This is a genomic window from Rhodovulum strictum (assembly GCF_009649175.1).
GTDB lineage: Bacteria > Pseudomonadota > Alphaproteobacteria > Rhodobacterales > Rhodobacteraceae > Rhodovulum > Rhodovulum strictum.
Genome location: NZ_WJPO01000003.1, coordinates 103663 through 119263, shown reverse-complemented (window position 1 = coordinate 119263; position 15601 = coordinate 103663). Strand labels below are relative to the sequence as shown.

Genomic DNA, 15601 nt, shown 5'->3' with positions numbered 1-15601 from the left:
TCTAGCCGCAAGCGACCTCGGCGCGCAGCGCCGTCGCGGCGCGGGCCAGCAGCGCGATGTCGATGCCCAGCGCGGTGAATGCCGTGCCCAGTTCCATCCAGCGCCGGGAAAGGACCGGATCGGTGCTTAGGATGCCCGACGGCACGCCCACCGCCTTCAGCCGCGCGATCGCGCCCTCGATCGCGGCGACCACCTCCGGGTGGCCGGACTGGCCCGGAAAGCCCAGGCTCGCGGCCAGATCGGCCGGGCCGATGAACACCCCGTCCACGCCCTCGACCGTCGCGATATCTTCCAGCCGCTCAAGCCCCGCGCGGGTTTCCACCTGCACGATCAGGCACAATTCCTGTTCGGCGCGGGCGATGTAATCGGCGATCAGCCCGAAACGGCTGGCCCGGGTGATGCCTGCCACGCCACGCACGCCCCGCGGCGGATAGCGCATCGCGCGCACCGCCGCTTCGGCCTCTGCGCGCGACTGGACATAGGGCACCATCAGGCTTTGCGCGCCCTGATCGAGATGGCGCTTGATCAGAACCCAGTCATTGATCGCCACCCGCACCACCGCCGAAGACCCCAGCTGCGCCGCAACGGCCTGTAACGCGGGCAGCACGTCGCGCACCTCCATCGGCGCATGCTCGGTATCGACCAGAACCCAGTCGAAGCCGCAGCCCGCCAGCAATTCGGCGATCATCGGCTGCGGGATCGCATTCCAGATGCCGATCTGCGGCCGCCCCGCACGCAGCGCCGACTTGAACAGGTTGGTGGGGTTGTCCATGGTTCCTCCTTAGCCGACGCCCGACGCCCGACGCCCGACGCCCGACGCCCGACGCCCGACGCCCGACGCCCGACGCCCGACGCCCGACGCGATGAGACTGCGCCCGAAGGTCCGGGTCAAGCAGGCAGCCGGATCGCCGCCCCAACGGCCTGCGCAGCCGGCCCGCTCAGAACAGCGTGATGCCCGGATCCTGCTTCGGTGCCGGACGCGATGGGCGGCGTTCGGGCGGGGCTTCGGTCGGCGGCAGCATCACCAGACGCGCGGCCCCGGTCGCGGGGCGGAAATGCAGCCGCCGCGCCTGTTGCCCGCCCAGACTTTCCGACAGCACCTCGAATCCCTCGCGGCGCAGATAGGATCGCGCAAAGATCACATTCTTCTCGCCGATATCGCTGAAGGCCGAACTGACCCGAGCGCCGCCGAACAGCTTGACCTTGAGCTGGCTGCGCAGCGCCCCGCTTTTCAGAAGCTCGTTGATCAGCAATTCCATCGCCATCGCGCCATACTTCACCTCGCTCTTGTTGAGCCCGTCGTCACCCGGCAGCAGGAAATGGTTCATGCCGCCGACCCGCGCGACAGGGTCGTAGATGCAGGCCGAGACGCAGGATCCCAGAATGGTCGACAGCACAACGTCCGGATCGCGCGAGACGCGGTACTCCCCCTGGATCACAGCCTGGATGCGATGGTTCGGCCAGTCGGGCTGGCCCGGGTTCGGGATCGGCGAAAACAAACTCATGCCCCACTCCTTCTCACGCAACTCTGCAGCAGCGCCTGCCCGATCCGGCCAATCGGCAACTGCTCGCGCACCGCGCCCAGTTCGTGCGCCGCACGCGGCATGCCATAGACCAGCGCGCTGGCCTGATCCTGACCGATCGTATGCGCACCGGCGCGGTGCAGCGCCAGCATCCCCTCGGCCCCGTCCCGGCCCATCCCCGTCAGGATCGCCGCGCTGACCCGGGCCGCGACAGGCACCGCCGAATGGAACAGCGCATCGACCGAGGGCCGATGGCCCGACATCGGCGGCCCCTCGCGCAGGCGGCAATGCGTGCCGTTCCCGCGCGCGATCTCGAGATGATGATCCTTGCCCGGGGCAATCAGCACCGTGCCCGGAACCAGCGGCTGCCGGTCCTCGGCCTCGGCGACACGCGCCGGGCTCGCACGATCCAGAAGCCGCGCCAGACCGGCGCTGAAAGTGCCGCTGGTATGCTGAACGACAAGCGTGGGCGGGCAATCGGCGGGAAACGCGGACAGCACGCGGATCAACGCATCCACCCCGCCGGTCGACGCGCCGATCAGGATCAGCCGCCCAGGCTGGAAGGTCATCCGCTCAACCGGCGGCTCGCGCGGCACCGCCGCCGCCGGGCGGTCGAGCAGAACCGCGAACAGGCATTGGCGCAGTTCTTCCTGCGAGGCGCCCAGATGGGTCACCCGAATCCCCGTGGTTCCTGCCCTGGTAGCCAGCCGATCGCCGCTGGCGGGCGTGTCGGCGACCAGAACGCAGCGGATGTTCAGCGCGCGGAACAGGGTCTGCATCACCTCGAACTCGGGCAGCCGGGCCAGGTTCTCGGCGACCAGGACAGCCTGGGGCGGGCGACTCTCGGCGGCGTGATAGGTCTCGGTCAGGTCGGACGCACAGGTGCCCAGCGAAATGCCGCGCATCGAGCCCACCGTGGCCGCGAGCTGGCGCCGCCCTTCCTCGTTTCCATCTGCGATCATCACCCTCATCGGCGTGCTCTCTCGTAATGTCCTGTTCCGGCCTGAAATTCGTCGTTCAGAAATCCTGCCAGGTTGTTGTGTCGTTTGCGGCCTTGCGCTGGGCGGGGAAGGAAAGCTCCGCGGCGGCTTTCGGTTGGCTGGGCGGCGCGGGGCGGGTGGGGGTGGCCAGGCGCAGCGGCGGCAGGGCCGTGCTGGGGCCGGGCTGGCCGCCTTGCAGCCGGAACCGGGCGACCAGGCCTTGCAGCGTCTCGGCCTCGTGGCGCAGGGTGGCGCTGGCGGCGGTGGCTTCCTCGACCATGGCGGCGTTCTGCTGGGTGACCTGGTCAAGTTGGGTGACACCCACATTGATCTCGCCCAGGCCCACCGATTGTTCCTGCGCGCCCGTGGCGATACCCGAGACCAGATCGGCGATGTTCGCCACGCGGCCCACGATGTCGCTCAGCGCCTCGCCCGCACGGTTGACCAGCGCCACGCCGGATTCCACCTGATCCGAGCTGGTGCCGATCAGGGTCTTGATTTCCTTGGCCGCATCCGAACTGCGCTGCGCCAGCGCGCGCACTTCGGAGGCCACGACCGCAAAGCCGCGCCCGGCCTCGCCCGCCCGCGCGGCCTCGACGCCCGCGTTCAGCGCCAGCAGGTTGGTCTGGAACGCGATGTCGTCGATCACGCCGATGATCTGGCCGATTTCGTCGGATGACCGCTTGATCTCGGACATCGCGCCGATCGCGTCGGTCACCACACGGCCCGAGGCCTCGGCATCGCCGCGGGCGGCCGACACGACCCGCTCGACCTCGGCCGCACCGTCGGCGGCGGCCCGCACGCTCGAGGTCAGTTCGTCCAGCGCGGCGGCGGTTTCCTCCAGCGTCGCGGCCTGGTTCTCGGTGCGCTGCGACAGGTCGTCCGAGGCGGTGCCGATTTCCTCGGCGCGGGCGTGGATCTCGGTCGCGTTCTCGACGATCGAGCCCAGCATCTCGTTCAGCGTCGCGACCGTCGCGTTGAAATCATGGCGCAACTGCTCGTAATCGGGCGCAAAGGCCGCGTCCAGACGATGCGTCAGATCGCCTGCGGCAAGCGCCGTCAGCCCGCGGCCCAGACGCTCGACCGCATAGGTCTGGTCTGAACGCGCCCGCTCGCGGTCGGCTTCGGCGGCCGCGGCTTCGACAAGCTTGTCGCGGAATGCAGAGAGCCTCCGGCCAAGGGTACCGAATTCGTCCAGCCGTGTCGCGACAGTAATCTCGGATTTGTAGTGACCCTCGGCCACATCGTCCATCGATCCAAGAGTGCTGGACAGTGGCACCGTGATGCTGCGCACCAGCAGAAGAGAGGTTCCCACAAGAAAGAGCATCCCCAGCCCCAGCGCCAGAAAGGCAGTATTGCGCTTGGCCGCGAGGTCGGCCCGGATATCAGACACATAGGCACCGGTGCCGATCATCCAGCCCCAGGGGGCGAAGGCCTTGACATAGCCCATCTTCATTTCAGGAATTTCGGTACCTGGCTTGTTGAACCAGTAATCCACCCGGCCCGATCCGGAATCCCGCGCGACCCGGCGCATCTCCTGGAAAAGCATCATGCCCTTGACATCCTGGAACCCGGACATGTCCGTTCCGATCCAGTCCGGACGGAAGGGATGCACCTGGAAGACCAGCGCATTGTCGAAGGCGAAGAAATATCCGTCCTGCCCGAACCGGTAGGTCGCAAGCGTCTGACGCCCCAGTTCCTGCGCCGCCTCGAGCGAAAGCGTGCCCTCGTCGACCTGGCGCTCGAGGTCGGCCAACTGGCTGATTGCAACGTCGGAGAGCGCCTCGAGCTCAAGCTCCCGCATGCTGTAGGCAATGTCGACCGCACGAGACATCAGGAAACCGGCCAGCACCAGCGTAAGCAGAAGCGCCAGTGCGATGATTGCGTAGATTCTGGTCGAAGTCCTGTGAAGCGCAGTGGCCATTGCTGGTCTCTTTCGTTGTCAGGCCGGACGGCGGCCGGGCCGCTCGGGATACCCGAGAATGCGAAGCTGCGTTACCGAGGCCGAGTGCATGGCCGGACCTAGGGGCGTCATGGCCGTCTGCGGACCAGCCCTCACCCGTCGGGAAGGGCGGTTTACCCCGGATCGGCGGGCACGAAACGGCCAGCTGCTGTCGCGAGCGCGGGCTTCAACCGAGATCGACCGCGACATGCTCCCGACCTCCCGCCTGCTTGCCCGCCGCTCCGTGGTCTTCCTGTCCGACAAGAGCATGCCGGGGATTGCCATCCTGTTACCCCGGCTTCGCCCGCTCGGCGAAAATGCGTCAAAATCGATCAAAAGACCTCGATATTGCCACCGGAATGCGGTTGGTGACGACGCGTCGGCCCGCCCAGAAGGGCGCGCAACTGGTCGAGCCGCAGATCCTCGAGCACGGAGGCGGGTATATTCGCAGCCGGTGGTGTTTCCTGAGCCAGCCGCGTGGCCAAAGCGCCAAGATCGTCGAGAATCTGGATCACCAGATCGACAAGCTGCAGGTCGCGGACACCACCCGGCTTCGGATCGGGACTTGTTGCGCGGGCGAGCACGGCGCGTTCGTAACGACGCAGAAGGTCAGCCGCATGGCCGAGTTCATGACCGAGCCCCCCAAGCATTGTCGCGAGCGCAAGCGCCCCGGTTTCCTCGGCCGGGTCCAGACTGGCGGGCCCGGTCACAACCGACCCACCACAGCCTCGATCGCCTTTTTCATCGTGGCGGTCGTAAAGGGTTTCTTGACGAGGTTGTTGAGACCAAGCTGCTGCCCCTTCTGGATCAGTTCGGGGGTCGGCGTGCCGGTGACGAGGATATAGCCGATCCGCTGGGTAGACCGGTTGCGGCGCAGGGCCTCAAGCAATTGAAGCCCGTCCATTCCGGGCATGTTGTGGTCCGCCAGAACCAGATGCACGGGGTCGGCGACCACACGGTTGAAGGCGGACTTGCCGTTATTCTCTGCGCTGATCTGGAAAATCCCGATCTCTTCCAGCGCCTGGGTGACGAGGCCGCGGCTGACGGCCATGTCGTCGACGACCATGACGCGAAGCGAATCCTTGAGCGACATCTTCAGTCCTTTCCTTCTTGTGACGGTATCCTCTGCGCGCCCGCGGCGCGCTTGCGGTAGGCGGTGACGCCTGCGGTCTCGAGCAGATCGGTGGCCGGGCCGGTCACCCGCTCGGAATGGCCGATGAACAGCATGCCGCCGGTTGGCAGCTTCTCGGCGAAACGCAGCCAGAGCGATTGCTGGGTGGCCTTGTCGAAGTAGATCGCCATGTTGCGGCACATGATCACGTCGAACAGGCCGGGCATCGGCCATGGGCCATTAATGTTGAGACGCCGGAAAGTGATCAGCGCCTTCAGATCCGGGCGGATCTGGCGGATCGGTTTCTTGCGTTCGGCGGGATCGAAAAGGCGCGCTTCCCAGTCGCCGGGCGGCGTCTTGCAATCCTCGGCCGGATAGCGCCCCTCCTCGGCCCGGGACAGCACGAACGGGTCGAGATCGGTGGCTAGGATCCTGATGTCGAGGCGGGCGGCTTCAGGGCAGAGATTGAGAACAGTGCCCGCAAGCGAATAGGGTTCCTGGCCACTGGAACAGCCCGCCGACCATAGCCGGACGCGCCCGCGATTGCGTGCCCGGGCGATCAATGGCGGCAGAACCTCTGCCTCCAGTTGGGTGAAATGGTGCTGCTCACGGTAGAAATGGGTGACATTCGTCGTGAGCACCGAGATGAAATGATCGCTCTCCGTTTCGAGGTTCGCGCGGAGATAGGTGTGATAGGCGCTGAAATCCTCCAGGCCGAGCGCGACGATCCGCTTTCCCAGCCTGGAATGGATCATCGCCTTCTTCGAGGGTTCGAGATGCAGCCCGTATTCCGACTTCGCGAATCCGGCAATCCGGGCGAAATCGCTCTCGCCGAACGCGATATCCGCAGAGCGGCGGAAGGCGGAAGATGAGGGCTGCGCGGTCATGCGACCTCCCGAAGAACGCTCGGAAGAAGGACCGATGGCGCCAGGATGCGCGACATGCCTTCCTCGATCGAGATCAGACCGAGGATGCTGTTCGGGACATCGCCCCGGCCCATCGCGGGCGCATCGCAGATCTGCTCGCCGCTGACGGTGAGGATTTCCGAAACCGAATCGACCAGAAGCCCCACGGTCTTGTCGCCGACCGCGACGACCATGATGACATGGCGGGGCGAGGCATCGCATTTGCCCAGCCCGAGCCGGTCGGAAAGGTCGACGATCGGGATCACCGCCCCGCGCAGGTTCATCACGCCAAGCACGGCGCTTTCGGCCTGGGGTAGCGCGGTCACCGGCGACCAGCGCCGGATCTCGCGGATCTGCGTGATCTCGATACAATAGCTCTGGCCGCCTGCCTTGAGCGTCACGAACTCCAGAACGTCGGCATCAGCCCATTGCTGCGGTCTTGCCATGCTGCGTCTCCTCTATCAGCGCCATGTCCCGGCCGAGATCTCCGGCAAGGGTCAGGATGGCATCGGTGTCGATGATCAGGGCGATCCTGCCGTCGCCCAGGATGGTGGCGGCCGAGATCCCCTCGATCGCGCCGTAATTGCCTTCGAGGCTCTTGACCACGACCTGCCGCTGGTCCGAAATCTCGTCCACGGCAAGCGCGACATGGCCGGACCGTTCCGACCGGATCAGGATCAGGATGTTGTCCGAGGAAATCTCGTCCCCGCAGGTAAAGCCGAGCAGGTTGCCCAGATGCACGATCGGCACATAGGTGCCGCGGATCGACAGCAACCTGCCCTCGCGGCCATAGGGCACGACATCCTGGGGCCGCGGCCGGATCGTTTCAAGCACGCTGGACAGCGGCGCGACCAGCGTCTGGCCGGCGGCATGGATAACCATTCCGTCCATCACCGCAAGCGTCAGCGGCAACGAGATCGAGAACAGGGTCCCCTCGCCCGGGCGGCTGGAGATCGTGACCTTGCCGCCGAGCGAGGTGATCGCGGTCTTGACCACGTCCATCCCGACGCCGCGGCCCGAAAGATTGGTCACCTTCTCGGCGGTCGAGAACCCGGCCATGAACAGCAGGTTGTCGATCTCGGGCTCGGTCAGTTTCGCATCACCGGGCACGAGCCCCTTGGAGACCGCAATCTCGAGGATGCGCTTGCGGTTCAGGCCGGCGCCGTCATCGGCGATCTCGATCAGCACATCGCCCGAACGGTGCGCCGCCGAAAGCCGGATCGTGCCCAGCGCAGGCTTGCCGGCGGCGATCCGCTTCTCTGGCGTCTCGATGCCATGATCGACCGCGTTGCGGATCATGTGGGTCAGCGGTTCGGCCAGACGCTCGACCAGGGTCTTGTCGATCTCGGTCCCCTCGCCCTCGGCGACCAGCGCAACCTCCTTGCCCAGAACATCGGCGGCTTCGCGCACGATCCGCTGCATCCGCTGGAACAGCGGCTTCACCGGCTGGGCGCGGATCGCCATGACGCCTTCCTGCAACTCGCGGGCGAGATACTGGTAGTCGTCAAGGTCGCTCATGATGTCGGAGTTCGTGGCGAGCCCCATCTCGAGAAGCTTCTGCGCGATCACCGCCTGGTTGATGATCAACTCGCCCACCGTGTTGATCAGCCGGTCGACGCGTTCGGGATCGACCCGAAGCGTGGTCTGGGGCACGGGCGGGGGAGCCTTGGCGCCCTTCGGCCGGTCGGCGGGCTCTGCCGCGGCGCTGTCAAGGGCCGCAGACCGCGTCCCGGCGCCAAGCGCAAGGTCGATTGCCGCAGGGGCCGGTTCGGGCGGGGGGGCTGTGCGCGGGGCCGGACGGGCGGCAACTGGCGCACTGTCCTCGAAAGGCAGGTCTTCCAGAACCGTTGCAACCGGCTCCTGATCCTCGGCAGAGGCGAACCCTGTCGTGTCAGGCTCCTCTATCGGCTCGATCTCGCAGAGATCCTCGAGGAACATGAAAACGTCCCGAACGGCGGCCTCGGTCATAGGACCGCGCAGCGTGATATCCCAGTTCAGATAGCAGCGTTCCGGGTCGAACTCGTCGCCCGCGGGCAGGCCCGACATATCGCAGCGTGTCTCTACCCGGCCGAGCGCGGCGAGTTCCGAGAACAGCAGCACCGGGTCATGTCCGTTGCGAAACAGGTCGGACGAGGCTGCCAGCCGGATGCGGAAGCCGGACTCGTCCGTGGGCTCGGGCGCCTCGTCCTCGCCGATCGGATCGAGGATGATCGGCTGGAAACCGAAGAATCCCGCATCCATGTCCATGTCGATGGACACATCGTCGTCCGCCGTATCGTGGGGCTCCGTGCCGGACAGTTCGTTGAGCTTGTCGAGGATCGCGGGCATCGCCTCGGGGATTTCCTTGCTGTCGGCCTGGGCCAGTTCCACAAGGTCGGCCAGCATGTCGCCCGAGCGCAGGATCGTGTGCAGCGCGTCGGTGTCCGGCACCAGATCGCCCGAGCGCACCCGGTCGAGCACCGTCTCGAAACAATGCGCAAAGGTCACCAGGTTCTCGAGCCCGAACGCCCCGGCCGCGCCCTTGATCGAATGCACCGCGCGGAAGATCGCGTTCACCGTTTCATCGTCGGCATTGCCGGCGATCATTTCCTGCGAACCTTCGGAAAGCTGTTCCAGAAGATCCTCGCACTCTGCGAAGAAGGTGGCCTTGAGATCGTCGCGGGACATGGTCAGCGCGCCCCCGTCACACGGCGGATCACGTTGATCAGGCTTTCATCCTCGAAGGGCTTGACGATCCAGCCCGTCGCCCCGGCATTGCGCGCGCGTTCCTTCAGGGCCGGACCGCTTTCCGTGGTCAGCACCAGGATCGGCACGCGGGCATTCATACCACCGCCGCGGATGGATTCGATCACGCCGAACCCGTCCATCTTGGGCATGTTGATGTCGGTGATGACCGCGTCGTACTGGTCCTGCTGGAACACGTCGACGCCATGCACGCCGTCATTCGCCGTGGTGACCGAGAAGCCTGCCGAACTCAGCACCTCCCGCACCATCTCGCGCATGGTCAATGAATCGTCGATGGCAAGAATATTGATCATTACTGCACTCCTTGGGTGCCGAGGATCGCGTCGCCGAGACCGAGCAGCGTCAGCCCCTCGACAAAACCCGGAGACGGGTCGGTCACGGCGAAATTGCCGCCACCGGATTCGACGTGATGCCGGAGAAACGCCAGAAGCTGCGCCACGAGCGCCGTGGGCTGATCCGCCCCGGCCGCGTTCACGCTCACGCTGAGCGGTCCCGGGCCGACAACGGCCTTCACGATCTCGCCGGGTGCGGTTGCCCAGGCGGGATCGCGAATGTCGAGATCAAGGTGTCGATCAGGCTCCATTCCGAATCCCCGTGTTCCTGCGTGTCATTCGATGTCTCCGTCTGTCTAAGCTCGCGAGCCCTAAGAACTGGTGAACGTCTCTCGTCCGGCCCGGGCCGTCCCGAAGACACGCGGCACGGGAGGACCCGTCTTCTCGCCGCCTGCTGGGTCGATTTTGGGGCACGGGAAGGACGTCTCGGTGGCGCTTGCATGAAAATGGGAATGGCGCTGCCCGTCTGGCGCCGAGGCCCCATCGCAGCCATGCCCGTTGCAGCCCGCAGGACCAGCCGATGACCGGGGCGCAACCGTGTCGGGATGCACGCTGGCGGACGCTGATTCGCGCGATGCGGGGCAGCCTTTGCCCGGCGGGGTTCGGGCGCGGGGCCAGCCCTCCGGCATGCGGGTGGCGACCCGGCCCGGATCGCGGCTGCGGGTGGCCCGGGCTGCGCGAACGAACGGGTTCACAGGGGGCGCCTCAGGCGGCCGGGGCGCGCAGCGGCATTGCCGCGTGCCGATCCGCGTGGAGCCGCGCGACCAGCGCATTCAACCGTTCGCCTTCGCTCTGAAGCGTGTCGCTGGCCGCGGTCGTCTCCTCGAACATCGCGGCGTTGTGCTGGGTCACGTGGTCGAACTGGCCGGCCGGGATGTTGATCTCGCCCAGCCCCACCGACTGTTCGCCGGCCAGCTTGGCAATCTCGCTGACCCGCTCTGTGACCCCCTCGACCGCCTCGACGATGGCGCCCAGCGCCTCGCCGGTGCGCTGGGCAAGGGCGCGCACTTCCGAGGCGACCACGCCAAAGTCGCTGCCCGCGCCGCCTCGACACCTGCGTTCAGTGCAAGCAGGTTGGTCTGAAAGGCGATGTCGTCGATCACATGGATGATCCGCGCGATCTCTCCGGCCGAGGCGTCGATCTCGCCCATCGCGCGCACCGTCTCGCCCAGCATCTGTGAACCGGACCTGGCCTTGCCGATGGCATCGCGGCTGATCGCGTCGGCACCGCGCGCGCCCTCGGCGGTGGCGCTGATCGAGGTGGTCAGATCCTGCAAGGCCGCCGCGGTCTCTTGCAGCGTGGCGGCCGCGTTCTCGGTGCGCTGGGACAGTTCATGCGCCGAACCGTTGATCGCGGCGACGCTGGCGTTGATGGTCTGGGCCGCATCCGAAATATCGGCGATCAGCTCGGCCAGGCTGGCAACCGTCGCGTTGTAATCGCGACGCAGCGCGTCATACCCCTCGGCCAGAATGTCAACCACCGCCTTCTGATGGGCCGCCGCCGCGTCGCGTTCGCGTTTCAGCACAAGCTCCTCGGCAATGCTTTCTCGGAAATGGACCAGCGCCTCGGCCATCTGCCCGACCTCGCCGCCGATCCTGCGATCGGACTGGAAATCGAGGTCCAGATCGCCCCCGGCCAGCCGCCGCATCTTGGCGATCATCCGCAGCAGCGTCTTCGATATCTGCCCGCTGAACACCACGGCAAACCCAAGCCCGGCCAGCAAGGCCACCGCCCCGCCGCCGATGGCCAGCAGGCGCATCTGCCCCGCGATGGCCAGATAGGCGCTGGGCGGCACCATGACATGCACGAGCCCCGCGGTATTGCCCGCGAAATCGGCCACCGGAATGATCCGTGCGGCATAGCTCTGCCCGGTGATCTCCAGTTCGCGCGCGGTCTTCTGGTCGCCCTCGGCCACCTTCACCGCATCGGGCGTCAGCAACGGGTCACTGGCAAGGGTGCCACCGCGCGCTGGACAGTGGCATCCGCTGCCGAAAAGCCCGCAATGCTGCTATCGGGCAGGATGTAGAATTCAAGCTGCGTATCGCTGTCGTGCACAAGCCCCTGAAAGAAGGCCGCATTCAGATCGATGTCCGATCTCGACCGTGCCGACATGCTGCCCGTCATGGGCGACGGGGCTGATCCCGCGGATGCCCAGCCCGCCCCGGCCGCGTTCCAGACCGGCCAGCGGCGCCTTGCGGGCATTGGCCTCGACCACGGTCTTGCGGAAACCCGACAGATCGTCGCCGAACTGGTCGGGCTGATGCACCCGGAACAGCGAGGTGGCGGGCGGTTCGTGGAACTGCATCTGCACGATCCCGCGCTCGGCGCGCATTCGGGCAAAGCCCGGCACGAACAGCGCGGCCAGCCGGTCGCGGTCCTGCGCGGCCACGGCCTGCTGAACGTCGGGGATTTCGGCGACAAGGGCGGCAGTGGTCAGCGCGCTCGCGATCCGGTATTCAAGTGCTGCCTGAAGCCGCAGTTCGAACTGGTCCAGTTCGCGCAATGTACCGCGGTCGATCAGCCCCTTGATGCCCCACAGCATCGGCGCCAGCACAAGGCCCGCCGTCATCAGGACCGAGACGGAAATCGCAAGAATGATTCTCGTTCTGAAGGACATGGAACGCTCCCCCTTGTTCGGGACAGGGCGCCGCGAAACACCGGCACATCAAAAATAAGCATTTTGGATATATATTTCTTCGGGCTCAAGCCGCCTGTCGGGGTCGTTCGGATTTCAGCGATCCCACCCGGCCCGGGCGCGGCTCAGACGCCCAGATAGCGTTTCAGCAGCTCGGGCCGGGCGCGCAGATCGGCCGCGTCTGCCGTCTCGCGGACCTGGCCGTTCTCGATGAACACGACCCGGTCGGCGGCCGACAGCACCGCGTCAAGCCTCTGTTCCACCAGCAGGATCGCCACGCCCTCGGATTTCAGCCGGATCACCACCTGCCGGATCGCCTCGATCATCGAGGGTTGCAGCCCCTCGGTCGGCTCGTCCAGCAGCAGCACCCGCGGCTCAAGACACAGCGCACGCGCGGTCGCCAGCATCTGCTGTTCGCCGCCCGACAGCGTTTCGGCGCGCTGGCCCATCCGGTCGGCCAGCCGCGGGAACAGATCCAGCACGCGGGTCAGCACATGGCGCGGACTGTTCCGCGTCATCAGGCCGATTTCCAGGTTCTGCGCCACGGTCAGTTCAGCAAACAGCCGCCGCCCCTGCGGGATATAGCCGATCCCGCGCCTTGGCACCTCATGGGCGGGCAGCCGGCCGATATCTTCGCCCGCCAGCGTGATCCGGCCCGCGCCCAGCGGCAGAAGCCCCATGATCGCCTTCATCGTCGTGGTCTTGCCCGCGCCGTTGCGGCCCAGAAGGCAGGTGATCTCGCCCGGCCGCACGTCCAGCGACAGCCCGCGCAGCACCTGCACCGGGCCATAGCCCGCGTCGATGCCCTGCACCTCAAGCATCCGCGCCCGTCCCCAGATAGGCCGCCTGCACCGCGGCCGAGGCATGGATCCCGGCCGGGCTGCCCTCGGCCAGAACCTCGCCGAAATCCAGCACCGTGATCCGGTCGGCCAGCGCCATCACCACGCTCATGTTGTGCTCGATCAGCAGGATCGTCGCCTCGGCGGCGACCTCGCGAATCAGCCGCTTGAACGCCTCGATCTCGCCCTCGGCCAGCCCCTGAGTCGGCTCGTCCAGGATCAGGAGGCGCGGCGCCTGCGCCAGACCCATCGCCAGTTCCAGAAGCCGCTGATGGCCATAGCTCAGATCGCCCGCCAGCGCATCGGCATGGCCTGCAAGCCCCACCCGCTCCAGCACCAAAGCCGTTTCCCGCGCCACCGCCGCCCGGTCGCCGCCCAGCCTGCGCCGCGCGGCAAGGCCCACATTCTCGGCCACGTCGAGCCGGGCGAAAACGGAAGTGATCTGAAAGGTATAGGCCATGCCCAGCCGCACCCGGGCATGCGCCGGCAGCCGGGTGATGTCGCGCCCCTCGAACAGGATGGCCCCCGATGTCGGCGCGATCCGCCCGATCAGCATCGACACCAGGGTCGTCTTGCCCGCCCCGTTCGGCCCGATCAGCGCCCTTATCTCGCCCGGCGCCAGATCGAGATCGACCTCATGCACCGCGCGCAGCCCGGCAAAGGATTTCGACAGCGCCCGGGTGGACAGAAGCGCGCTCATGGCAGCCATCTCAGCCAGCGCCGCCGCACCTCGCCCGCCAGCCCCTGCGGCGCGAACAGCGTCAACAGCACAAGCGCCACGCCCGCGATCAGCATGTAGGCCGGTGTCAGCCCGGACGAGATGTCGATCAGGTAGAACATGAACAGAACGCCGAAGAACGGCCCGATCACCGTGCCCGCCCCGCCCAGCAGCACCCACAGAAGCGGGAAGATCGAGAAATGCACCTCGGCGAAACTGGCGCCGACATAGCCGAACATCAGCCCATAGGCCGCCCCCGCCGCGCCCGAGAACATCCCCGAGACCACCACCGCCGCCAGCTTGTGGCGGAAGATGTCATAGCCCAGCAACTCGGCCCGCTCGGGATTCTCGCGGATCGCCACCAGCACCCGGCCAAAGGGCCGCCGCACCAGCCACAGCGCTGCCGACAGGCACAGCGCGAACAGCCCCAGCGCCAGCAGATAGCGGATATCCGGGTCGGTCAGGTCCAGACCGAACAGCACCCGGTCCGCGCCTGCCAGCACCAGCCCCTCGTCGCCCCGGGTCCAGCGCGCGGCCAGCAGGATCATCAGATAGAATGCCTGCGAAAACATCAGCGTCACGATCATGAAGGCCACGCCCAAGGTGCGCAGGGCCAACAGCCCCACCACCAGCGCCAGCGCCCCGGCCGTGCCGATGCCCGCCAGAAATGCCAGTTCCGCCCCCAGCCCCAGATGATGGAACGGCATCCCCATCCCGTACATTCCGGCAGCAAAGAACATCGCATGCCCAAGGCTCAGAAGGCCAGTATAGCCGAACAACAGGTTGTAGCCGATCGCATAGCAGGCCAGCACCATGATCCGCGCCAGATTGCCGTGGTGATAGACCGGCAGCACGAAATGCAGCACCAGCAAGAGCGCCAGCAACCCGCCATGCAGCGCAAGGATCCGGGCATTCATCGCGCGGGCTTCCCCATCAGCCCCTGCGGACGGAACACCAGCACCAGGGCGACCAGCAGCGTCGCGATGATCTTGGCCAGTGTTGGCGAGAAGAAGACCGAGATGATGCCGTCCGACAGCCCGATCAGCACCGCCGCGATCAGCGTGCCGGGCAGGCTGCCCAACCCCCCGATGATCACCACGATGAAGGACAGCAGCAGCGCATCGCCCCCCATCAGGTAATGCGCCTGCTGGATCGGCACGATCAGCACGCCCGCCAGCGCCGCCAGCCCCGCGCCCAGCCCGAAGACCAGCGCATAAACCCGCCCGACCGGGATGCCGAAGGTCTGCGCCGTCTCGCGGTCGAGCTGGGTGGCGCGCATCACCAGCCCGATCCGCGTGCGCGTCATCAACAGCCACAGCCCCGCCAGCACCGTGGCCGCCGCCCCGATCACGAACAGCTTGTAGGATGTGATCGACAGCCCCCAGGGCCAGGTCAGCACCGGCCCGCCCGCGCCCCAGTCGATCCAGGGCAGCGCGATGCGATGGTTGAAGGGCGGCGCCACCGGCCGCGCATCGGGGCCATAGCCCATCAGCGCAAGCTGTTGCAGGATATAAAGAATCCCGATGGTCGCGACGATGGTCCGCTCGGGGTCGTAGCTCAGCCGCCGCAGCACGGCGCGGTCGGCGGCTACCGCCAGCGCCGCCACGATCAGCGGCACCGCGACCAGCGCCGCGACAAAGCCCGGCGCGCCACCGCCCGCCATGCCCGCCACCACAAAGGCAAGCACCGCGCCCAGCATGTAGAACTCGCCATGCGCGACATTGACCACCCGCATCACCCCGAAGACAAGGCTCAGCCCCGCGGCCATCAGCGCCAGCACCGCGGCCGTCACCGCGCCTTCCAGCGCGGCAAGCATCAGATGGGGACCGAACTCCATGCGGTCGCTCTTTCCTCGGGAACCGGGCGGGGC

General features: G+C 66.8%; 18 protein-coding genes. All 18 read right to left on the bottom strand.

The window, feature by feature from the left end:
• Nucleotide 1: 1 nt before the first annotated feature.
• Nucleotides 2-772, bottom strand: a complete 771-nt coding sequence (locus GH815_RS03515) for an HpcH/HpaI aldolase family protein (protein WP_153747370.1) — start codon at nt 770-772, stop codon at nt 2-4.
• Between the two features lie 166 nt (nt 773-938).
• A complete protein-coding gene (locus GH815_RS03510; protein ID WP_153747369.1) occupies nt 939-1505 on the bottom strand; it encodes a chemotaxis protein CheD in 567 nt (188 codons plus the stop codon).
• Complete coding sequence (locus GH815_RS03505; RefSeq protein WP_170290286.1) at nt 1502-2485, bottom strand: CheB methylesterase domain-containing protein; 984 nt, start codon at nt 2483-2485, stop codon at nt 1502-1504. The genes GH815_RS03510 and GH815_RS03505 overlap by 4 nt, the downstream gene beginning before the upstream one ends.
• A 55-nt stretch (nt 2486-2540) precedes the next feature.
• A complete protein-coding gene (locus GH815_RS03500) occupies nt 2541-4427 on the bottom strand; it encodes a methyl-accepting chemotaxis protein (RefSeq protein ID WP_153747367.1) in 1887 nt (628 codons plus the stop codon).
• A gap of 350 nt (nt 4428-4777) precedes the next feature.
• Entirely contained in the window at nt 4778-5155 is a 378-nt protein-coding gene (locus GH815_RS03495) for a hypothetical protein (RefSeq protein ID WP_153747366.1), read from the bottom strand.
• A complete protein-coding gene (locus tag GH815_RS03490; RefSeq protein WP_153747365.1) occupies nt 5152-5538 on the bottom strand; it encodes a response regulator in 387 nt (128 codons plus the stop codon). The genes GH815_RS03495 and GH815_RS03490 overlap by 4 nt, the downstream gene beginning before the upstream one ends.
• Before the next feature lie 2 nt (nt 5539-5540).
• A complete protein-coding gene (locus GH815_RS03485; protein WP_153747364.1) occupies nt 5541-6443 on the bottom strand; it encodes a CheR family methyltransferase in 903 nt (300 codons plus the stop codon).
• Nucleotides 6440-6907, bottom strand: coding sequence for a chemotaxis protein CheW (locus GH815_RS03480; RefSeq protein WP_153747363.1), 468 nt, complete (start codon nt 6905-6907; stop codon nt 6440-6442). Before GH815_RS03480 ends, GH815_RS03485 begins: the two co-directional genes overlap by 4 nt.
• Entirely contained in the window at nt 6882-9128 is a 2247-nt protein-coding gene (locus GH815_RS03475) for a chemotaxis protein CheA (RefSeq protein WP_153747362.1), read from the bottom strand. Before GH815_RS03475 ends, GH815_RS03480 begins: the two co-directional genes overlap by 26 nt.
• A gap of 2 nt (nt 9129-9130) precedes the next feature.
• Nucleotides 9131-9499 (bottom strand): response regulator, encoded by a 369-nt coding sequence (locus GH815_RS03470; protein ID WP_153747361.1) that lies wholly within the window; start codon nt 9497-9499, stop codon nt 9131-9133.
• Complete coding sequence (locus GH815_RS03465; RefSeq protein WP_153747360.1) at nt 9499-9789, bottom strand: hypothetical protein; 291 nt, start codon at nt 9787-9789, stop codon at nt 9499-9501. The genes GH815_RS03470 and GH815_RS03465 overlap by 1 nt, the downstream gene beginning before the upstream one ends.
• Before the next feature lie 454 nt (nt 9790-10243).
• The gene (locus GH815_RS18805; protein ID WP_170290285.1) at nt 10244-10435 is read right to left on the bottom strand and encodes a hypothetical protein; all 192 of its coding nucleotides are present in this window, start codon (nt 10433-10435) and stop codon (nt 10244-10246) included.
• Nucleotides 10387-11478 (bottom strand): methyl-accepting chemotaxis protein, encoded by a 1092-nt coding sequence (locus GH815_RS03455; RefSeq protein ID WP_153747358.1) that lies wholly within the window; start codon nt 11476-11478, stop codon nt 10387-10389. Before GH815_RS03455 ends, GH815_RS18805 begins: the two co-directional genes overlap by 49 nt.
• 90 nt (nt 11479-11568) lie before the next feature.
• Complete coding sequence (locus GH815_RS03450; RefSeq protein ID WP_153747357.1) at nt 11569-12156, bottom strand: cache domain-containing protein; 588 nt, start codon at nt 12154-12156, stop codon at nt 11569-11571.
• Between the two features lie 143 nt (nt 12157-12299).
• Complete coding sequence (locus tag GH815_RS03445) at nt 12300-12995, bottom strand: ABC transporter ATP-binding protein (protein WP_153747356.1); 696 nt, start codon at nt 12993-12995, stop codon at nt 12300-12302.
• Nucleotides 12988-13713, bottom strand: a complete 726-nt coding sequence (locus tag GH815_RS03440; RefSeq protein WP_153747355.1) for an ABC transporter ATP-binding protein — start codon at nt 13711-13713, stop codon at nt 12988-12990. Before GH815_RS03440 ends, GH815_RS03445 begins: the two co-directional genes overlap by 8 nt.
• Nucleotides 13710-14648, bottom strand: a complete 939-nt coding sequence (locus GH815_RS03435; RefSeq protein WP_153747354.1) for a branched-chain amino acid ABC transporter permease — start codon at nt 14646-14648, stop codon at nt 13710-13712. The genes GH815_RS03440 and GH815_RS03435 overlap by 4 nt, the downstream gene beginning before the upstream one ends.
• A complete protein-coding gene (locus GH815_RS03430) occupies nt 14645-15568 on the bottom strand; it encodes a branched-chain amino acid ABC transporter permease (protein WP_153747353.1) in 924 nt (307 codons plus the stop codon). The genes GH815_RS03435 and GH815_RS03430 overlap by 4 nt, the downstream gene beginning before the upstream one ends.
• Between the last annotated feature and the right edge of the window lie 33 nt (nt 15569-15601).